The organism is Enterobacter sp. V87_3, assembly GCF_029967835.1.
GTDB lineage: Bacteria > Pseudomonadota > Gammaproteobacteria > Enterobacterales > Enterobacteriaceae > Enterobacter > Enterobacter cancerogenus.
The window spans coordinates 58,220-78,079 of the sequence record NZ_JASCAM010000027.1; the positions used below are offsets into that span (position 1 = coordinate 58,220).

The 19,860-nt window shown below is 56.5% G+C and carries 24 protein-coding genes; 7 read left to right on the forward strand and 17 right to left on the reverse strand.

All coding sequences use genetic code 11. The features are described 5' to 3' along the window. Positions 1-5 precede the first annotated feature (5 nt). The 7 genes from flgH to flgB are packed head-to-tail and all read right to left on the reverse strand — an operon-like array spanning position 6 to position 4,933. Positions 6-671 (reverse strand): flagellar basal body L-ring protein FlgH, encoded by a 666-nt coding sequence (gene flgH / locus QLG21_RS16565; protein WP_282484820.1) that lies wholly within the window; start codon positions 669-671, stop codon positions 6-8. 24 nt (positions 672-695) lie between these two features. Further along, positions 696-1,481, reverse strand: coding sequence for a flagellar basal-body rod protein FlgG (gene flgG, locus QLG21_RS16570; RefSeq protein ID WP_006177426.1), 786 nt, complete (start codon positions 1,479-1,481; stop codon positions 696-698). A 17-nt stretch (positions 1,482-1,498) separates the two neighbouring features. Next, entirely contained in the window at positions 1,499-2,230 is a 732-nt protein-coding gene (locus tag QLG21_RS16575; protein ID WP_006177428.1) for a flagellar basal body rod protein FlgF, read from the reverse strand. Next, on the reverse strand, positions 2,230-3,417 hold the full coding sequence (gene flgE / locus QLG21_RS16580; RefSeq protein WP_282484821.1) for a flagellar hook protein FlgE: 1,188 nt from the start codon (positions 3,415-3,417) through the stop codon (positions 2,230-2,232). Before flgE ends, QLG21_RS16575 begins: the two co-directional genes overlap by 1 nt. Positions 3,418-3,429: 12 nt before the next feature. After that, positions 3,430-4,134 (reverse strand): flagellar hook assembly protein FlgD, encoded by a 705-nt coding sequence (gene flgD, locus QLG21_RS16585; protein WP_282484822.1) that lies wholly within the window; start codon positions 4,132-4,134, stop codon positions 3,430-3,432. Positions 4,135-4,137: 3 nt separating this feature from the next. Further along, a complete protein-coding gene (gene flgC / locus QLG21_RS16590; RefSeq protein ID WP_006177431.1) occupies positions 4,138-4,563 on the reverse strand; it encodes a flagellar basal body rod protein FlgC in 426 nt (141 codons plus the stop codon). A gap of 19 nt (positions 4,564-4,582) precedes the next feature. Next, a complete protein-coding gene (flgB, locus tag QLG21_RS16595; RefSeq protein WP_006177433.1) occupies positions 4,583-4,933 on the reverse strand; it encodes a hypothetical protein in 351 nt (116 codons plus the stop codon). A gap of 86 nt (positions 4,934-5,019) precedes the next feature. On the opposite strand from flgB, the gene flgA reads away from it, so the two are divergent. From flgA to QLG21_RS16610, 3 genes are all read left to right on the forward strand, one after another. Continuing rightward, positions 5,020-5,805, forward strand: a complete 786-nt coding sequence (gene flgA / locus QLG21_RS16600) for a flagellar basal body P-ring formation chaperone FlgA (RefSeq protein WP_282484823.1) — start codon at positions 5,020-5,022, stop codon at positions 5,803-5,805. Positions 5,806-5,925: 120 nt separating this feature from the next. After that, complete coding sequence (gene flgM, locus QLG21_RS16605) at positions 5,926-6,198, forward strand: flagellar biosynthesis anti-sigma factor FlgM (RefSeq protein ID WP_006177437.1); 273 nt, start codon at positions 5,926-5,928, stop codon at positions 6,196-6,198. A 2-nt stretch (positions 6,199-6,200) separates the two neighbouring features. After that, entirely contained in the window at positions 6,201-6,638 is a 438-nt protein-coding gene (locus QLG21_RS16610; protein ID WP_058610800.1) for a flagellar protein FlgN, read from the forward strand. Between the two features lie 329 nt (positions 6,639-6,967). On the opposite strand, the gene QLG21_RS16615 is transcribed toward QLG21_RS16610, so the two are convergent. From QLG21_RS16615 to QLG21_RS16660, 10 genes are read right to left on the reverse strand one after another with little or no spacing between them, the layout of a single operon-like run. After that, positions 6,968-8,044, reverse strand: coding sequence for a glycosyltransferase (locus QLG21_RS16615; protein WP_282484824.1), 1,077 nt, complete (start codon positions 8,042-8,044; stop codon positions 6,968-6,970). Between the two features lie 38 nt (positions 8,045-8,082). Next, on the reverse strand, positions 8,083-9,021 hold the full coding sequence (locus QLG21_RS16620) for a hypothetical protein (protein WP_199559833.1): 939 nt from the start codon (positions 9,019-9,021) through the stop codon (positions 8,083-8,085). A gap of 35 nt (positions 9,022-9,056) precedes the next feature. After that, the gene (locus tag QLG21_RS16625; RefSeq protein WP_282484825.1) at positions 9,057-10,430 is read right to left on the reverse strand and encodes a glycosyltransferase family 2 protein; all 1,374 of its coding nucleotides are present in this window, start codon (positions 10,428-10,430) and stop codon (positions 9,057-9,059) included. Between the two features lie 12 nt (positions 10,431-10,442). Beyond that, on the reverse strand, positions 10,443-10,886 hold the full coding sequence (gene fliJ, locus QLG21_RS16630; RefSeq protein WP_006177446.1) for a flagellar export protein FliJ: 444 nt from the start codon (positions 10,884-10,886) through the stop codon (positions 10,443-10,445). Between the two features lie 6 nt (positions 10,887-10,892). Next, positions 10,893-12,212, reverse strand: a complete 1,320-nt coding sequence (gene fliI / locus QLG21_RS16635) for a flagellar protein export ATPase FliI (protein ID WP_141114033.1) — start codon at positions 12,210-12,212, stop codon at positions 10,893-10,895. Beyond that, positions 12,205-12,951, reverse strand: a complete 747-nt coding sequence (gene fliH / locus QLG21_RS16640) for a flagellar assembly protein FliH (protein ID WP_282484826.1) — start codon at positions 12,949-12,951, stop codon at positions 12,205-12,207. The genes fliI and fliH overlap by 8 nt, the downstream gene beginning before the upstream one ends. Positions 12,952-12,954: 3 nt before the next feature. After that, positions 12,955-13,989, reverse strand: a complete 1,035-nt coding sequence (locus tag QLG21_RS16645; protein WP_006177449.1) for a flagellar motor switch protein FliG — start codon at positions 13,987-13,989, stop codon at positions 12,955-12,957. After that, the gene (gene fliF / locus QLG21_RS16650) at positions 13,967-15,640 is read right to left on the reverse strand and encodes a flagellar basal-body MS-ring/collar protein FliF (protein ID WP_137903570.1); all 1,674 of its coding nucleotides are present in this window, start codon (positions 15,638-15,640) and stop codon (positions 13,967-13,969) included. The genes QLG21_RS16645 and fliF overlap by 23 nt, the downstream gene beginning before the upstream one ends. Positions 15,641-15,650: 10 nt before the next feature. Next, positions 15,651-16,025 carry a flagellar hook-basal body complex protein FliE gene (gene fliE, locus QLG21_RS16655; protein ID WP_102891680.1) on the reverse strand — a complete coding sequence of 125 codons (375 nt, stop codon included), beginning with the start codon at positions 16,023-16,025 and terminating at the stop codon, positions 15,651-15,653. 21 nt (positions 16,026-16,046) lie between these two features. Then, positions 16,047-17,078: a sigma-54 dependent transcriptional regulator gene (locus QLG21_RS16660; RefSeq protein ID WP_006177452.1), complete on the reverse strand. Its 1,032-nt coding sequence runs from the start codon at positions 17,076-17,078 to the stop codon at positions 16,047-16,049. A gap of 479 nt (positions 17,079-17,557) precedes the next feature. On the opposite strand from QLG21_RS16660, the gene QLG21_RS16665 reads away from it, so the two are divergent. From QLG21_RS16665 to fliQ, 4 genes are read left to right on the forward strand one after another with little or no spacing between them, the layout of a single operon-like run. Next, a complete protein-coding gene (locus tag QLG21_RS16665; RefSeq protein WP_088209312.1) occupies positions 17,558-18,439 on the forward strand; it encodes a FliM/FliN family flagellar motor switch protein in 882 nt (293 codons plus the stop codon). Next, on the forward strand, positions 18,432-18,833 hold the full coding sequence (locus tag QLG21_RS16670) for a FliM/FliN family flagellar motor switch protein (RefSeq protein ID WP_006177455.1): 402 nt from the start codon (positions 18,432-18,434) through the stop codon (positions 18,831-18,833). The genes QLG21_RS16665 and QLG21_RS16670 overlap by 8 nt, the downstream gene beginning before the upstream one ends. Further along, positions 18,830-19,582 carry a flagellar type III secretion system pore protein FliP gene (gene fliP / locus QLG21_RS16675; RefSeq protein WP_137903567.1) on the forward strand — a complete coding sequence of 251 codons (753 nt, stop codon included), beginning with the start codon at positions 18,830-18,832 and terminating at the stop codon, positions 19,580-19,582. The genes QLG21_RS16670 and fliP overlap by 4 nt, the downstream gene beginning before the upstream one ends. Positions 19,583-19,584: 2 nt before the next feature. After that, positions 19,585-19,857: a flagellar biosynthesis protein FliQ gene (fliQ, locus tag QLG21_RS16680; RefSeq protein WP_006177457.1), complete on the forward strand. Its 273-nt coding sequence runs from the start codon at positions 19,585-19,587 to the stop codon at positions 19,855-19,857. Positions 19,858-19,860 lie beyond the last annotated feature (3 nt).

A 19,860-nucleotide genomic window follows, 5' to 3' on the forward strand; every position in this document is an offset into this window, starting at 1 on the left:
CTCCATTAAATCGGGAACAGAGGATGGTTGAAGAAGCGGGTCAGCCAGCCTGCCGAGTTGGCGTCGCTGAGCGCGCCGCGTCCGGCGTAGGAGATCCGCGCGTTAGCAATGCGCTGAGACGAGACCGAGTTATCGCGCTCGATATCCTCCGCACGCACCAGCCCGGTGACACGCATGTACTCATCCCCCTGGTTGAGGGTGAGCCATTTTTCCCCGCGGATCGCCAGCACGCCGTTCGGTAGCACCTTGTAGACCGCAACGGTGATGGCACCGCGCAGGCTGTTCTGCTGCTGCGAGGTGGCATTACCATTGAAGTTACGGTTGCCGTCTATCGAGCCAGAGAGCTTATCCACCGAGTGGCCGAAGGCCTCCGGCACGCCGATAGAGACGTCGTTTTTCTTACCAAAGTTGGTGCGCGCCTGCTTGCTGGCCTGGGTGGATTCATCCAGCTTTACCGTCAGGATGTCGCCCACGCGGTAGGCGCGGCGATCCTGGGTTAACGACCAGTTGTAATTGGCGTTGTAGAGACCGCCCCCCTGTACCTGAACAGGTGGCAGACTAAAATCTTCCGGCGGCGCGAAGGCCGCGTCGTCTTTATGCACCAGCAGGGCCGGGCTTTCACACCCGGCCAGCAGCAGCGCAAAAAAGCCGATAACTAACTGCTTTTTCATTTTTCGTTCACTTCGCTTCACGCGTTACATCGACTGCGTGACAAACTTCAGCATGTCATCCGCCGCCGAGACCATTTTGGCGTTCATCTCATAGGCGCGCTGGACGGTGATCATATCGACCATCTCTTCCACCACCTGGACGTTCGAGCCTTCCAGCGATCCCTGCTCGAGTTGACCGAACGCCTCTTCTCCCGCCACGCCCTCTACCGCTTCACCGCTTGCTGCCGTTTCGCGATACAGATTGCCGCCGATGGCTTCCAGTCCGGCCGGATTGACGAAATTGACCAGCGTAATCTGGCCCAGTTCCACCGGATCGGTTTCGCCCGCCACCGTGGCGGTGACGGTGCCGTCTTTGCCAATCTGGATATCTTTCACGTTGTCCGGCAGCTCAATCTGCGGCACCAGCGGCAGCCCCTGCGCGTTGGTCAGCATGCCGTCCGGGTTTTTCTGGAAGTTACCGGCGCGGGTATAGGCAATATCCCCGTCGCTGGTTTCAACCTGGAAAAAGCCCTGACCGGTGATCGCTACGTCCAGCTTCTGTCCGGTGTTCTGAATGTTGCCGGTCGAGAACTCTTTCTGGGTGCCGAGGATTTTTACGCCGGTCCCAAACTGAATACCGGTTGGCGAGGTGTTGTTTTGATCAAGCTGGCCGCCCGGCGTGCGCTGATTCTGGTAAAACAGATCGGCGAACATCACGCGGTCGCGCTTGAACCCGGTGGTATTGACGTTCGCCAGGTTATTGGAGATTGCGCTCATCTTGGCGTCTTGCGCGGCAAGACCGGTTTTACTGATCCATAAAGCAGGATTCATCGTTATTCCTTACTACATCAGGTGTTACGCAGCAGGCGGTTGCCTGCCGTCGCCAGATCTTCCGCCGCCTTCATCATCTTGATTTGCGCTTCGAACTGGCGGTTAAGGGCAATGCTGGCGACCATCTCAGAAATCGCCGACACGTTAGAGCTTTCGAGATGGCCCGAGACCAGCTCCACCTCCTCCGTGCGCGGATTGACGTTGGCGTTAGTGATCATAAATCCGGCCGCATCTTTGCTGAGCTGCGACGCGGGGATGTCCACCAGCTTGATGCGGTCGACGTCCATCGGCGCGGCCACGTTGCCGTCGTCCGGTACGATGGAGATCACGCCGTCGTCAGCGATGTTGATGGACGAGAACGGCGGCAGCACGATCGGGCCGTTGTCGCCAGCCACGGGCAGGCCGTCGATGGTCAGATCCCCTTCCGGGCCGACCTGGATCTGGCCGTTGCGGGTATAGACCTCGCGGTTGCCGCTCACCAGCGCAATCAGGCCGCTGCCTTTGATGGCAACGTCGAGATCGCGCCCGGTGTCGCGCGTGGCGCCCGGCGTCAGGTCAACGCCGCCCTGCTGCTGCTGCACCAGAAAGCGCGAGGCATACCCCTCGCCCTGGATCTGCTGCGACAGGGCGTTATCCAGATCGTGACGGAACCCCTGCGTGTTGACGTTCGCCAGGTTGTTGGCGTGGATCTGCTGCTGCGCGAGGCTACGGGAGGCCCCGCTCACGGCGGTATAGATTAAGTGGTCCATTACACCGCCTGGAACAGCGCCGTCATCATGCTGTCGTTGGTGCTGATCACTTTGGTGTTGGCCTGATAGTTACGCTGGGCGGTCATCAGCCCGACCAGTTCCGCCGTCAGATCCACGTTAGAGCCTTCCAGGGTGTTGGAGGTCAACGCACCCAGCAATCCGGTACCCGGTGTGCCGAGCAACGGCGCGCCGGAGCTGGCGGTCTGCGTCCAGGTGGTGCCGTTTTGTGAGGACAGGCCGTTCGGATTAGAGAAGTTCGCCAGGACCACCTGCCCCTGCAGCAGACGCTCGCCGTTAGAGAAGGTCGCGTACACGCTGCCGTCTTTATCGATGGTCTGGCCGGTACGCTCGCCGGAGGCATAGCCGTTACCGTTGTTTTTGCTGACGGAGAAATCAGAACCGAACTGGGTCGTGCCGTTGTAGTTCAGGTCCAGGGAAATGCTGTCCGCACCGGGGATGTCGGCAGTGAGATTGACCGCACCGTTAGGCTTCAACAGAATGCCCTGCTCGCTAAAGGTCATGTCCTTCGCGTCGCCCATGGACTTATCGTCCATGTAGTAGTGCACCTGCCAGGTATTATCGTCGGTTTTCACGAAGTACTGCTTCAGGGTGTGTTCGCGGCCTAACGAGTCATACACCTGGGTGGCGTAGGTGTGGTTGTAGGAGGTTTCGTCGGTCGGATCGAACGTTGTCGTCTTCGGTTTCTCCTCGTTGGCGTTGAGGTTAGCCGTGAAATCCAGCGAGCTGGTTGCTTTTGCCGGAAGTGAGCCGCTGCTGATGGTCAGGTTACCGACGGTACCGGTCTGGATCACGCCGTTGGCATCGACCGGATAACCCTGCAGGTACATGCCCTGGTTATTGATCAAATTACCGTTGCTGTCGGTCTGCATGTAGCCCGCGCGGGTATAGGCCGTGGAGCCGGAGCTGTCGCGCATGACGAAAAAGCCCTGACCGTTGATCGCCAGATCGAGGCTGCTGGCAGAGGAAAAAACGGTTCCGTTTTTGGAAATACTCTGCGCAACGTTGGTCACGCCCACGCCCAGCGGCTGACCTTCGGCATACAGAGACGCAAACTCCGCACGGCCAGACTTAAAGCCCACGGTCCCTGAGTTAGCAATGTTGTTAGAGATCGCGCCCAGCTGCTCGTTGATGGCGTTCAAGCCAGAAATTGCAATATCAAAGCTCATAAAGGTTCCTGATTAACTCATCAATTTTTTGGAGGTGTTGTTATTCGACTGCGTCTGGCCAAACTGCGTAATCTGGTGATAAGGCACATCGCCAATGCCCGGAATATTGAGCACAATCGCGCTGCCATCGACGGGGATACGCACGTTGTTCACCACGCCGCTCACTTCGATCGGCACCTTCTGCTCATCGGTGTCGGTAACGACCGTCATGGTGTATTTACCCTCTTTCAGCCCCAGTTCTTTCGGGTCGACGGTAAAGTTCACCTCTCCGGCTTCCTGCTTGCCCAGCTCAACTTTGGTTTCTTTGCCGCTCTCGTCTTTCAGAATGACGGTCACGGTATTGGCGGCATGATCCAGCGTCAGGCGGCCATCCACGCTGGTGCTGCCGTCGGTCTGGAGCGTGTCGGTTTGCACCATGACTTTTTGCCCGACGAGGTTGCCCGTCGACAGGGTTTGCAGGTTGTCCATCAGCACGCCGATGTTCTGCATCCCCACCGTCATGTTTTCCATCGACTGCACCTGCGTCAGCTGCGCCAGCTGGCCGACGTACTCGGTCCCGTCCGTCGGGTTAAGCGGATCCTGGTTCTGGATCTGCGCCACCAGCAGCTTCATAAAGAGATTGGTCATCCCTGCTGCACTGTTGTCGTTGGGGGCGATGCCGCTGTCCGTTGTGGTTGCGGTATCGCTCGCTTGAGTCGAAACGCCGTTTACGCTCATGTATTACGCCTCACCAAGACGCAGCAGGCTCTGCTGCATGCTTTTCACATTGTTAAGAACATCGACGTTGGTTTCGAAGTTACGCGACGCCGACATCATGTCGGCCATCTCTTCCACCACGTTGATGTCCGGGTACCAGACGTAGCCGTCCGGGTTAGCCATCGGGTGATGCGGCTCGTAGCGCTGTACCGCATTTCCTGACTCCACCACGTCCAGAACCTGAACGCGGGCACCAGACAGGGCCTTGTCGCTCATCAGCTCATCGTTCTGGTAAACCGCGGCAAATACCGGACGACGCGCCTTGTACACATTCCCCTCATCCACCGCCGGGGTTTCGGCGTTGGCGAGGTTACTGGCGATGGTATTCAGGCGAACGGTTTGCGCCGTCATTGCTGAACCCGAAACGCGGTAGATATCGCTAAAAGCCATTTTCTGTCACCTGATTCAATTACTTACCTTCAATTGCCTTCTTCAGGCCGGTGAATTTCATGTTTAAAAACGCCAGGCTCATCTGGTAGTCCTGCACGTTTTTAGAAAACTCCGCCTGTTCCACATCCAGCGCGACGGTGTTGCCGTCCGAGGAGGGCTGATAGGGCACGCGATACATCTCCTGCGGCGCTGAGCCGGGAAAGAAATCCCGCTGCGAACGTTGCATCTCAGCGGCAAAATCAATATCTTTAGCCTGGAAATTGGGGGTATCGACGTTAGCCAGATTTGCTGAAAGCAGTTCCGCCCTGGAAAGTCGAAGTGCTACAGCCTGCGGATGAACACCCAATGCCTTATCAAACGTAATACTCACAACTCACTCCTTCGTGATGATGGACGCTGCGATAGTCCTGTTGCTTCAGCCTTTTAAAGCAACTATCGTGCCAGGTTTACAACATCATGATTTATAAAGATTTACCTACAACCGCGACCGCAAACGGGAAGCGCCGTTTCCGCCGGGCCATGCCGGCCGCGCTGCTCTGCTTTCTCGCGTTTTCCGCCGTGGCACAGCCGCAACCCTCCACCGCGCGCAAGCAGGTTTATGCCCGCGTTCAGCAGCAGGCCGCCGACCTCATTCGTCATGAGGCGGAACGTCAGCGCTGGGAGGATTACCAGGCGAAGCTCAACCTGTTTATTCCCGCCGAGATATCGAACTACGCCCCGTGCCCCGTGCCGCTGAGCATCAGCTCACCGGGCGGCGAGCGCATGGACTTGCGCCGCCTGCGCTTTGACGTGCGCTGCGACGCCGCAAGCGGGTGGGACATCGCCGTCACGGTCAAACCGGACATCTACCTGCAGGTGCTGATGGCCAAAAACACCCTGGAGCGCGGGCATGTGATGACCGCGTCCGACATCACGCGCAGAAAATTCAATATCAGCAATTTGCGCAGCGGCTACATCACCCGCCCGGACGACGTGGTGGGCCTGACGCTGAAACGCCGTATCCGCGAGCTGCAGCCGCTGAGCCTGAGCCAGCTGGATTCACCGGTCATGGTCGAGCGCGGCCAGCGGGTGTTAATGATTGCCGACCAGGACGGCGTGGAAGCACGCACCATGGGGATTGCGTCGAAAAAGGGCCGTAAAGGGGAGATGATCAAGGTGAAAAACGAGAGCAGCGAACGCGAAGTGACGGCAATGGTCATTGATATGGGCGTTGTCAGAACCGGCTATAGCGCGGCGAAATAAAATCCTCGCCGCGTTTAAGTTTTGCCGTTCATGCGCCGCTTTACCCTGGTAAGGCGCCCGGAAAGCCACTTTCCGCCCCGGCGAAAACGACCAATAAAAATCCGATGATGGAGTAATGCGATGAAAGTGACATCCAGCCAGTATGCAATGACGAGCGCGATCAACCAGGCCAGCTCTGCGGCCCCGGTGCGCAAGACCGGTGCTGAAGAGATGAAAACGACAAAAACCGCAGCCATCGACCCCGTTCTTGGCGATGCGCAGACCCAGATGGCAGCTCTGCCAGAGGTCGACATGGCGCGTGTAGCCAGTATGAAAGAAGCGATTGCCAGCGGGAAAATCAGCGTCGATCTCGACTCGCTGACCAGCGCAATCGAGAAATATTATCAGAGGTAAAAATGAGTAACGCCGCACAGTGCGTCAAAACGCTGGTCCAGGGTATGGTCGAAGACCGCGACACCTATGGCAAACTGAAAACCCTGCTCGCCGACCAGCGCCAGTGGCTTATCGCACGCGATACGGCAAAGCTGGACCAGCTTAACCCGCAGCTTATCGCCTGCTACGAGCAGCTGTCGCACAACAGCAAACAGCGCTACCAGCTGCTCACCCAACTGGGTATTCCCGTCGGCACGCCCGGCCTGCGCACGCTCTTTTCTCGCCTTCCTGCTGCCCATCAAAAACAGTTAACCACCCTCTGGGGTTCCCTTGAACAGGTCGCCGCCGAGTGCAAAGCGCTGAATGATCGCAATATTACGGTGCTGACCATGCAGCAGGACATTCTGCAAAACCTGTTAAATATCAGCGAGCCGGAAAACTGGCTGTATGAGCAGGGTTAACGCAGCCCCGAGGCTCAGGCCAGACATCAAATGAAAAAAATTTACGTGTATCTGGACGCGGCAATGGGGAATAACCTCTACCTTTACGCCGCCTGCCAGGCTAAAGCTCTGACGCCGCACACCGTTTAAATGCCTGAAACCCCGCCACACTCTTTTCAAAAATGGCCGAATTTATGCTGAGGGAGGAATGACATAAACTCCCCCTCCCCTCCAGGTCGTTTTTATGAAAATAGTCATGAATCCGGCAGTTAATGTTAACCATCTGCAGACACAGGGGTTCCCCTGATAAGTTTTAAGGGCAGATCGTGACTTCCGATTGATTCATCGAGTTACGAAATAGAAATTGCAAGCAATTCTCGTTTGTTGACGATTGCCCGGCGTAACCTCTCCATAGTTTCTTTTACGACACTGTCGTCAGTCAGTTCCGTATCACTGGCGATTTTATCTACAAGCGCCAGCATAAGAAAAAGACCATTCTCCGTTGCATTGTTTAAATAGTGCTCGTGCAGGCTAGCGGTCAGAAAACGAATCATTTTATGTGCTGAAAAGACCTGAGTGACGCCGTGAAGTTGGTGTGTAAAAGCATCCAGGTAAAGCATGTCTGCATACATCATCAGACACTGGAAGGTTTTTTTATCCGTTATTTCACCTGCCAGCGGCAGTAAAAGACGGAAAGTATCCAGTATCGCCAGCGTACGTTTAACGTGACCTGCGGTTGTGGTGATCGACCCTTCACGCAAAAGATGATGATATAGCCTGTCTGCCAGACATTTCACCTTCGCCTGAGGACGACCTAACAATAACGCAGTAGTAAAGTATTCATCTTCAAAAAAGCGGGTCTGGAAACGAAGATCGGCGTAATGCTCACGACGCCATGCATATCCCCAAACGACCACGGAATAGCCATAGCCAACCCTGGCACGCTCAGTAATACAGCCATTAAAAAAGGTTTGTGCCTCTACAATCTTATCAATCATTTTTCTCGGGCGTTGATAATAAACGGCAGCGGCGGGATGAATATCATTAGCAAGATGATCTTCCAGATGCGTTGAAAAGAATAAAACATCAAGTTCATTCTGCTCCATTTCATTGAGGATCGTTTCAACACATTTCGGTGAAAGATAATCATCGGAATCAACGCAGTAGATATATTTCCCGGTCGCCAGGTCTAACGCTGCGTTTCTTGCGCTCGCGAGCCCCTTATTTTCCTGGCTGACAATGCGTAACGCAGGAAAACGAGAGGCATATTTTTGCAAAATCGCCAGAGAATTGTCGGTCGACCCATCGTTAATAGCGATAATCTCCATCCTCTGGCAACGCTGCGCTACTAGCGAATCCAGACAACGTTCAAGATAACGTTCAACGTTATAGACCGGCAGAATGATGGAAAGAAAATCCTGAGGCATCTTTATGCTTCCTGCTATGGCGGCGCAGGCCGCCCTTTTTAAATCAGAGACAACCCGCAGAGCAGAGTATAATCGGCGGTGTGCATTGCGTTATCGATCAGGGGATGTTGAACCTGCCAGTGATACCAGGCGCAGAAAAGAACAATAAAATCGTCTTCGCTCAGCGTAACGTTGTCTTCAATCCATAGCGCGCACAGCATTCTCAACTGGAAGAATTGACGGGTTAATGCGAGTAAAGCAACCCCGTAATTACTGGAATTCACGCCGGGAAGGTAACCATCGTACAAACGGTAAAGCAGCAGGTTATGCAAAATATGCGGCTGCTCTTGCAGCAGAGGTATGGCGGTTAATTCCAGCTCACGCAGGCGCTCCTGCATACGTGATGGCTCAATAACGGAAAACTCGCTCAGCTTGAGCATCATTTTCATTTTCTGCATACCCGGCACATTCAGGTTCAGGCGCATTGCGCCCATCTCGCCCAGCGCCTCGACGCGGTTCACCTCAATCGGCGGCAGCAGAGACAGTTGCTCGTTTAAAATGCCCGCCTCAGCCAGCTGCGCAAGCTGTTCGCCCATGGCGATCAGATCCTGCGGGTCGCACTGGTTCTCATCACGATAGCGCTGCGCCTTGCTGAGGAGCACGCCGATGGCGTAGAGGCGGCTTTCCAGCGTCAGCCCCGGATGGACCGCCATGTTGATACACTGCTGGTTTAAGGCTTCATCCCAGAGGCTATGCTCCGCAATGCCGTCAGTCTCGGTTTCGCCGGTATGCAGCATAAAGGCTTCCGGGTTTAGCAGGATCTCCCGCGCCGCGCTTTCGCAGGCCGCGTTGAGGCTCTCTCGCTGCTGGTTTCCCACCGTCAGACGCGTTTTTGGCCAGTCGCCAGCGGCGTCCTGACAGGCCGGGCATTCGCACGCCGCGTCGCGTGCGTTAAACCTGATCACGTATTCAGGTTGGTACTGTTCTATCAATTCCATACATGCTGCTCCAGCCGCTACAGTGGCGGCGATACTCATTGAAAGTTTTTGCGAAAAAACCAGTGGGTACAGTCGATAACGTCACCGCTGGCGGGATCGGGGATCTCAGGTAAAAAGGCAAAGCTGGGCTGTAACCCCAGCCAGCAGTGAGACTGCATCTGCATGGGCCAGCAGGCGTCGAGGCTGACGCCATGCTCGTGCGCCTGTTGGTAAAAATCACGCAGCGTCGGGATATAGCTGCCGTTAACGGCATAGGCACAGCCGCAACCGGCGCTCAGCACACGCGCTACGCCGGGCAACGCTTTCAGGAGCGAGATGTCGTTATATCGCGCCCCCAGCAACACCACCTGCCAGTCGATATGCGGCAAACGGCTCAGCAGCTGATTAACCGTTTTCAGCGAGTTCTCTTTGCGCACATACTTCAGGCGAGCATCAAGCAGCACCACGCTGCGCCACTGCTCACGTTGCGCCACGTCCAGCACCTGGATGTGCGCCTCCAGCTCGCTATGGCCGGGGTCGCGGGCAAACGGCACCAGAGGGTGGTTATCAAGCCCCAGCGAGGAGAGCGCCTGCAGCTGCGCGGCAAGAACCTCGGGCTGCGCCGGGTCATACATCACCGCCACCTTGTCAAACGCGGCCCAGTCCACCGAGGTGCTCAGCGGTGCCTGGCTCAGACGCCGGTAGTGGCTCAGCAGGTTGCGATCGGTGACAAAATCCTCCAGCGTCAGGTCCACCGGCGTGGAGGAGCCAAGCACAAAATCTTTGTCGTAGGTGTTGGCGCTGTGGGAGATACACAAAATTGCGTCGCGCGGATCGATCTGCTGTATCGGCGCGGTGAAATTGTTCAGAAACGCCTGCTCTTCCGCGAGGGTGGCCGTGTCTTCATAACGGTGATTTTTCAGGAAGTTGCGATGATAGCCGAACGTGCCATTGAGCGCATGGCGCTCACCAAAAGCGTGCGTGCGGTAAATTTTATCGAGATGGCTGTACCAGATATAGATGGTGTCGCTACCGGAAAACAGCGCGTTGTTATGCTGCATCGCCGCCACCTGCGTGCTGATTTTGGTGGGCGGATAATAGTCATCATCGTCAAAACAGAGGATGTACTCGCCGCTCGCCATCTCGTTCAGCATGTTGCGCTTCTTACCGAGATCGAGCCGCTCCGGGCTGTGCACGTAGCGCACGTTACCCACCGCAGGGTCGACCATCATGGCGATCAGGTCTTCGTTACTCTGTTCCGAATCATCAAGAATAATCAGCTCGCGCTTGTCGGCCGGGTAGTCCTGATACTGGAAGATATAGAGCAGATAGGGCAAAAACGCCCGGCGATTCCAGGTCGGACAGACGACGCTCACAAACGGGGTCGCGTAGGTCTTTTTCTGCTGCTGGCGTTTCAGCAGCGTCTGCATGAGGTTGCTCATTTATCGGTGTCGCTGTGCCTGTTGTTGACGCAGCCAGCACTGGGCGGAGACCGCGTCCGTGGTTTTCTGATCGCGGCGCTCCTGCGCCAGACGATGCTCTTTCCGACGCGATTCCAGCACCACTTCGAGGCTTTTTTCGCGGCGAGACTCCGCCAGCAGGTTGCCCTGAAGTTTTTGCGCCTCGACGTGCGCCAGCGCCTGCTCCTGCTTCTGCCAGTCGATCACGCGCTGAATATGGCGCTTATAGCCGGACTGATTGCACAGCAGCGTTGCGCTGCCCTGCATCTCCTGCACGCTGTTGTTCGCCAGGTGGGTCAGGGCGTCAATATTCTTCTCCAGCCGCTGGCACAGCTGCTGCTGGGAGGCCAGACGAGCGCTGAGATCGTTCACCGCGCGGTTGCGCAGCAGATGTAGCTGTTCAAGGGTAGTAATCAGTTTGCTCATCGCGAATTATCCTGCCTGGGCCAGCGCGTTAAGGTCGGCAATGGTGTTGCCGAGCGGGGCCGCGTTCTGCACTTCCTGCTGCAGGAAACGGGTTATCGCCGGCGAGAGGTTGACCGCTCTGTCGGCCACGGGATCGGCTCCCGCCACGTAGCCACCCAACGGGATCAGCGGCTTAATGCTCTGGTATTCGGCGTAAAGCTGCTTGAGGGTGCGGGCGGCGCGTTGATGTTCCTGTTCCGTCACCTGGCTCATACAGCGGCTGATGGACTGACCGATATCAATCGCCGGATAGTGCCCGGCCTCTGCCAGATGACGCGAGAGGACGATATGGCCGTCGAGCACGGCGCGCGCGCAGTCGACAATCGGGTCCTGCTGATCGTCACCTTCTGCCAGCACGGTGTAGATGGCGGTCATGGAGCCCAGGCTTTCACTGTTGCCCGCGCTTTCAACCAGCTTCGGGATCAGGCCAAACGCCGACGGCGGATAGCCTTTAGTGGCAGGCGGTTCGCCCAGCGAGAGCGCGATCTCACGCTGCGCCATGGCATAGCGGGTAAGGGAATCGACCAGCAGCAGTACGTCCTTGCCTTTGTCGCGGTAGTAGCTGGCGATGGTATGGCACAGCTCGGTGGCTTTAATGCGCATCAGCGGCGACTCATCCGCCGGGGCGGCGACAATCACCGATTTACGGCGTCCCGCCTCGCCCAGCGAGTGGTCGATAAACTCTTTGACCTCGCGTCCACGCTCGCCGATAAGCCCAACCACCACCACTTCGGCCTGGGTGTAGCGGGTGATCATCCCGAGCAGCACGCTTTTCCCCACACCGCTGCCCGCCATCAGCCCCACGCGCTGGCCTTTGCCAATGGTCAGCAGGCCGTTGATCGCCCGCACGCCAACGTCGAGCGGCTCCGCAACCGGCTGGCGTTTTAGCGGATGAACCTGCGGGAGCTGCTGCGGCAGCACGGTATCGCCGGTCAGCTTGCCTTTGTCGTCGATCGGTTCGCCAAGGCCGTTGACCACGCGCCCGAGCCACTGGTCGCCAATCAGCACGCCGTGCTGTTTGTCCATCGGAAAGACGCGCGCGCCCGCCATCAGTCCGGCAGGCTGTTTGAAGGGCATCAGAAAGGTGACGTCGCGGTCAAACCCGACCACCTGGGCGTCAATCAGCTCGCCCTCGCCCCCTTCCACCTGGCACAGCTGGCCCACGGCCAGACGGCAGCCGACGCACTCCAGCAGAATGCCCGCCACGCGCACCAGCCTTCCGGCCACGCGGGCGAGGTTAATGTTTTCAAGCGAGCGCAGGACCTGCTCGAAATCGTGATCACTCATCGTGCGATTCCGGCAGCAGGTTAGCTTTCAGAGCGTCCATACACTGATCGAGGCGGTGCTGGCAGCCCACGTCCATCTCGGTGGTATTAGTGATCACCCGGCACTCGCCGGGCGGCAGGTCGGGGTCTGCGGTCAGCCCCCAGTGCGCCGCTTTGTCCGGCTCCGCTTCGCTGATGCGGCGATGCTCGTCGCTGTTGAGCAACACTTTGACCTGCTCCGGCTGCTGCGGCAGCGCGGCAAGCGCCTCCTCCACGAGGGTGAGGATTTGCGTCGGATGCAGGGTCAGCTCGCAGCGGATCACCTGGCGGGTCACTTTTTCCACCAGCTGCAATAATTCTTCCCGGCGACGCTGTTCGTAATTCGCCATGAAGGTTTCCATCGAGGCGATAATACTGTCCAGCGGGTGCGCGGCTTCGAGGAACTGCTGGCGCGCCTGCGTTTTGCCTTCGGAGCGGCCCTTGCGCACGCCCTCGTCAAAACCGAGGCGTAATCCTTCCTGATACCCTTCCTCTTTGCCCTCTTCCAGCCCCTGCGCGAAACCGCTGTTCAGCCCTTCCTGAAAGCCTTGTTGCAGTTGGGATTGCAGGGCGGCATCGTCCGGGACGTGGCGCATCTCGTCGGGGAGACTCTGGGCCATGCGACGTTTGCGCAGCGGCGGAAACTTGTGCAGACGCGGTTTAATCACCGCCTGTCGGCTGTTGGTCAGAGCGCTCAGCGGTAAGCTTTGTTTTTTGTACATGGGTTACTCCATGGTCTGCTCGGTGAACAGCTGAACCTGAATTTCGCCCTCTTCCGCCAGCTGGCGCACCGTCGCCATGATCTCTTTACGCACGTGTTCGATACGGCTTACCGGCACCGGCCCCAGACGGGTGGTGGTGGATTGCAGCAGCGTCACCTGGCGTTTCGGCATCACGTTGAAGATGGCCTGACGCAGCACCGGCTCGGTGCCTTTAAGCGCAATCGCCCACTCTTCAATGGCAATTTCTTCCATCAGGCGTTGCAGCGTCGCCGGGGTTTGACGGCTGAGAATGAAGAACTCGTACATCTCCTCTTCCAGCTCATCCACCACGTCGGCATCGCGCTCGCGCAGCTGATCGAGCAGTTGCTGCTGGTTGCCGGAAATGCGGTTGACGATGTTGGCCGCGTGTTTGATGCCAACCACTTTTGAACCGTGCTCGGAAAGCACCGCCACGCCGCGCTCGATGAGCCGGTCCAGCTCGTCAATCACGTCGCGGTTAACGTCGTCCAGGCGCGCCACGCGCCAGACAATCTCATCCTGACGCTCCGGGGACAGCGCGCTCAGCACGCCCGCCGCCACGTCCGGGGGCAGAAACGCGAGAAACACGGCCTGGAGCTGGAGGTGTTCCTGCTCGATCAGCGCCGCCAGCTGCGGGACATCCACCCACTGCAGGCGCGCCATACGGTGGCGGATTTCATCGCCGTAAATGCCGTTGATCACGCTGCTGGCAATCTCGCCGCCCAGCGCTTTTTCGAGGATCCCGCGCAGGTAGCTGCGCGACGCGCCGTTGATGCCGCTCTGCTCGCGGTAGTCATCAAAGAAGTTGTTCATCGCGTGGCGGGCGTGATCGACCTTTACGCCGTGCAGACGCGCCATGGTGTCGCTCAGCAGAATGACCTCATCGCGGTTCATCTTCTGCATCACTTTCGCCGCCGCTTCTTCGCCCACGCTGAGCAACAAAATGGCGGCCTGTTCCAGTCGGCTGCGTCCTGTTTTGACGCTGCCCTTACTGCTGTTACGTATTGTCAGTTCGCTCATTGCTGTTGATCCATTGTTTCAGTACTTCAGCCATACGTTCCGTTTCGTTTTCCGCCAGCATTTGCAGGTACTCCACCTTGGTTTCAAGGCCAGAGCTTTGCGGCGGCAGTTCGGTGTCCTGATTGAATGCCGGGCCAGGCAGGCCGGTCAGACCGGATTCGGTGGTTACCATGTCGTTCTCAATCGCCTCGGCCTGGGCGCTTCCTTCAATCGCCGCCAGCTCGACAGGTTCACGTCGACCGTAGCGCTGCGCCAGCGGACGCAGGCCGAACAGCAACGCGAGCAGGATCAGCATGCCGATGCCGCCGTTTTGCCCCCAGTACTGAATGTTCGGGTCCTGCCACCACTTCGGCTCCGGGAAGCCGTCTGGCGTTCTGTCGATAAAGGCCAGCCGGTCCAGCGTCAGGGAATCACCGCGGTCTTTTTCAATGCCCGCCGCGTCTTCCACCAGCCGGGTTAAGGCGGTGAGTTGTTCCGGCGTCATGCTGGCGAGCGGCTTAGCCGCCTGGTTTAACGCCACCGCCACGCGCAGTTTCTCCAGCTTGTAGCCGGGATGGCGGATATGACGAATGTCGCGGTCGAAGGCATATTTACGCTGCTCCTGCGAACGGCTGGAGAGCGAGCTGGGCGTGCGGTTTTGCGTCTCGGTTTGTGCCGTCTGCGCGTTAGCCGCCATCGGCGGGGTAGCGGGCGCAGGCTGGTTAACCGGGCGGTTGCTGAGCGAACCGGGGATACCCATCGCCAGCTCGTTAGTGGTGTTCTCGCGCGAGATATTTTCATCGCTGACCTGGGGTTCTTTACCCAGGCGCTCCTGCGTCTCTTCGACGCTGCTCATGTCAACGGTCGGCGTCACGCTGATGCGGAAATTCTCGTTGCCAAACAGCGGGGACAACAGCGCGGCAATATTGTTGGTGGTTTCATTTTTGATGCGCTCAATGACGTCACGCCCCTGACGAATGCTCGCCATGCTGGTGCCGCCCTGCTGGCCGTTTTCCGAGAGTAAATTGCCCGCCTGATCCACCACGCGCACGCTGCCCGGCTGCATACCCGGCACGCTCCCCGCCACCAGCTGGACAATGGCCGCCACCTGCTGTTCATCAAGATGCTTGCCGTAGCGCAGCTGGAGCATCACCGAGGCGCTGCTCTGGGGTTTGTTGGTCATCACAAACGAGCTGGACTCGCTCAGCCCCAGGTGGACGCGCGCATTCTCGACCGGATCCAGCGCCATAATGCTGCGGGCCAGTTCTCCCTCCAGGCTGCGCTTGTAGCGAACGTTTTGCACAAACTGGCTGCTGCCGAGCATCTCGTCTTTGTCCATCAGCTCGTAGCCGTCCGGCATCACGGCGGTAATGCCTTTTGCCGCCAGCGCCATACGCGCGCGCGGGAGTTTATCTTCCGGAACGAGGATCTGGCCGTTGTCAGGGTTGATACGATACGCAATGGACTCTGCGCCCAGCACCTCAACCACCTGTGCCACCGGGAGTTTTTCATCGCTGCCGTACAGTGCGACATAGCCCTGATTGCTGCGCCAGAGAGAGAAAACGATCGCCGCCACCAGCAGCACACCACCCGCCGCCATAAGCCATTGCGGTTTGATGCGCCCGGTCGGCAGCGGGAGGGCAGAAAATGTATCTTTTAACTTTGTCAGCACGAGGGAAACCTTACAGCGGAGTATTCATCACTTCGTCGAGCGCAGTGGTGAGCTTGTTACGAACCTGCATCATGGCGGAGAAGGCCACGCTGGCTTTTTGCGATTCAATCATCGCCCCGGCCAGATCGTCACTCTGACCCAGCTCAATGGCTTTTTGCTTTGCCCCTGCGGCGTGCTGCATGGCATCAACGTTGTCGATAGCGTTATTCAGAACCTGCGAAAAAGAGAGATCGCGTGCGCTGTTCACGCCTGGGAAATCGGCACCTGGCGCAATAAACGTCGACGCGCCGATCCCCCCCGAGGAGGCTACGGCGGCGGTGTTGTGCAGCCTGTCCAGCATCGCCTGCTGGCTGGCCTGCATACCGAGAGCGGTAATTTTGTCCATGGTGTTAGTCTCTTGCACACATCAGGAATAGCACTCGATATTGATACCTTCTTCGCGCATTGAGGCGAGTCGGTAGCGCAGTGCGCGCGGGGTGATGCCTAAAAACGCGGCGGTTTTCGACTTATTGCCGTTGTGGCGTTTCAGCAGTTCGATGATGTACTGGTACTCCGCCATACGCCCGTGCAGCTTAACGTTGCCGATGGCCGACGGTGCAGCCTGCGCTTCGCGGTAGGCGGGCATCAAATCGACGCCTGACGTGGCCGTCATCGTGGCCGGAACGGGCAGGCCAAAATCATTGGCGGTGATCACTTCACCGTTACTCAGGATCATGCCGCGCTGAATCACGTTCTCCAGCTCGCGCACGTTGCCCGGCCAGTCATAGGTCAGCAGCGCCTGACGGGCCTCTTCGCTCAGGCGAATATTGCCTTTATGAAAGGCTTTATATTTAGCGATAAAACGCATCGCCATTGGAATAATATCCAGACGGCGCTCGCGCAGCGGCGTGATATGAATCGGCACCACGGAAATACGGTAGAACAGATCCTGACGGAAACGTCCTTCAGCAATTTCCTGCTGCAAATCTTTATTGGTAGACGCCACCAGACGAATATCCAGAGGGATTTTTTTATGGCTTCCCAGACGTTCGACTTCCTGCTCCTGCAATACGCGTAATAATTTCGCCTGCAGGGCTAATGGCATATCACCAATTTCATCCAGCAGCAGCGTTCCGCCGTTGGCCTGTTCAAATTTACCCGCCACGCTGGTTACCGCACCGGTAAATGCACCTTTTTCGTAACCGAATAAAATGGCTTCGAGCATACTTTCCGGAATCGCCGCGCAATTGACGCCAACGTAAGGCGCATCTGCCCCTAAGGCATTTTCATGAATGTAGCGGGAAACGCACTCTTTGCCTGTACCCGTCTCGCCTGTAATGAGTACCGACACATTATATTTAGCAACACGACGGGCTAATGAAAATACATTTATGCTTTCTGGCGCACGGGCAACAAATCCATTTTCATTATGGGCTTCATGTTCAATAACAATACTCATAACAACTCACCAACATTTAAGCTAATTGTTAACCTGGAGCGAATACGGGCCCGCTGCACCTTTTCAGGTACATTATAGAAAGACGCCTATTCAATATGGATAACAGCGAATTAACCGGGTATTTTTCAATACGGGAACTCATGACTGGAGCGCATTATAACTCACCGTTAGGAATTGTCTTGTTTTTAATGGGTATTAAAATCTTAATCCTTAAAAATCATTAAGTTACAGGAGTTATTAATGCACATTAATCGAGCTAAAATAACGAATTAATAATCCATGGCATCTTGATTATGACAGACGAACAGCGTCTAATTCATATCCCTAATAAAGCCACCCGACAATATGGCTTTATAGTGACGCAGACCGACTCACTCACAAAGCGACACGGTTAAACAAAACTTAAATATTTTTATGCCGCTAAGCAATGTGTAAAGACATCTGCTTTATGCTTACGGCGATCGTTATCCGGAAGATCTATGCAAGCAGCTCCTCAGCGAATCAGAATCTACCAACGTCAGGCGCTCCCCGATATGGTAAAGCTCGACGTGAGCAAGCTTGGACGTCCGTGGCATAAATTGCCCAAGATGATGAACGACAGTTTTGATATCTTCGATGCGCGTTTAAGCATTTATTTTCTGAAAAAATTGCGTGTCAACGTCGCGCTGCAGTCGATGACCTTTGCCATCGACCAGACATATAAAAATACGCAGCTCTTTTCAACGCCGTTTGGATCAATGGCCTTTAGTATTGAACGCACGCTGCTGTTGCAAATACTTCACGATTATTACGGACTGGGAAAAGAGAGCCGTAATAAATCGCTGGACGTTCATCAGCCGGTGACAAAAACTGAAGATCGCCTGAAAAATAAAATTGGGCTGGATCTCACGCGGTTATTAATCGACAAAGAGACGTTCGGCCAGGACGTTGAGATTAAAAGTGATAACACCACCGTCATTAATCAGTGGTCCTGGTGCGTCACCTTTACCCTCGAAGGCTATGAGCAGGGCAGCTTTACCCTGCTGTTTGATAACGCGCATGTCGATCACCTGCTGGCAAAACTGCGCTCGCCTGACGCCGATCAGGCCACCAGCCGACAAGCGCCGCCGACGCCCGCCCAAATCGAAAGGATCTTTTACGGTCTGCCGCTGAAGCTTCACGGCCATGTGACCAGCCTCAACCTCACCGTGGCCCAGCTGGCGCGGATAAAGCCGGGGGATATTATCCCGGTCAATATTAACGAAAACATTCCTGTGTATATCGGCAAAGAACAGATTTTTGACGCCAAAATCGCTGAAGATCGCGGCAAGTTATTACTCTGTGAATTTAACGACAGAACCATTGAGAAGCATTATGAGTGATCTGCAACAAGACCTGAGCCAGTCCCTGGATTTTGGCGACCTGAATCTCGGCGAGATGCCGCGTGAAGAGACCGTTGAGGGCAATATCCGCATGGACATCCAGGCGGAACCGGAATCGCCGGCAGGCATTGACGATCTGCGCAAAATGGCGCTGTTCAGCCGTATTCCCGTCACGCTGACGCTGGAAGTGGCCTCCGTTGAGGTGTCGCTGGCAGAGCTGATGACCGTCGGTCACGACTCGGTGATTGAGCTGGATAAAATGGCGGGCGAGCCGCTGGATATTAAAGTCAACGGCATCCTGTTTGGTAAAGCGGAAGCGGTGGTGCTGAACGATAAGTACGGCCTGCGCATTCTCGAATTCAACAGCAAAGAGCTGGGCGAGTTAACAAGATGACGTTGCACCTGCGCACCGCCCTGCCGTGGCTGCTGTTGGGCGGTTTACTGGTCTCTCCGCAACTGCTGGCGGCGAACGGCGATATCACCCTTTTCAGTTCGTCCACTACCGCTGGCGGCCAGGATTACAACGTCAAAATTGAAATCCTGATCCTGATGACATTGCTGGGTCTGCTCCCGGTGATGCTGATGATGATGACCTGCTTTACGCGCTTTATCATCGTGCTGGCGATCCTGCGCCAGGCGCTCGGCCTGCAGCAAAGTCCACCCAATAAAATCCTGACCGGGATTGCGCTGGCGCTCACGCTGCTGGTGATGCGCCCGGTGTGGACCACCATTTATCAGGACGCCATCGTGCCGTTTCAGAATGACGAGATCACCATGAAGCAGGCGTTCGGCAAGGCGGAAACGCCGCTGAAAAACTTTATGCTGGCGCAAACCAGCAATAAAGCCATGTCGCAGATGATGACGATTGCGGGCGTGACGGGCGATCCGAAAGAGCAGGATTTAACGGTGGTGACCCCGGCGTATCTGTTGAGCGAGCTGAAAACCGCGTTCCAGATAGGCTTTATGATCTACATTCCTTTCCTGGTCATTGACCTGATTGTCGCCAGTATCCTGATGGCAATGGGGATGATGATGCTTTCGCCGCTGATTGTTTCGCTGCCGTTCAAGCTGATGCTGTTTGTCCTGTGCGACGGCTGGACGCTGATTGTCGGTACGCTTACCTCCAGCGTGCAGGGGCTTTAGCAATGGTCACGATGGACATTGCCGGGGACATCATGGCAACCGGCATTAAGCTGGTGCTGATTATCTCCGCCGTGGCGATTATTCCCAGCCTGATTGTCGGCCTGTGCGTCAGTATCTTTCAGGCGACCACGCAAATTAACGAACAAACGCTGAGCTTCCTGCCGCGCCTTCTGGTCACGCTGGCGGTGCTGATTATTGGCGGTAAATGGATGCTTACCCAACTGGTGGATTTCACCGTCAATATTTTTCAGCAGGCGGCGGCGCTGGTGGGATAGCGG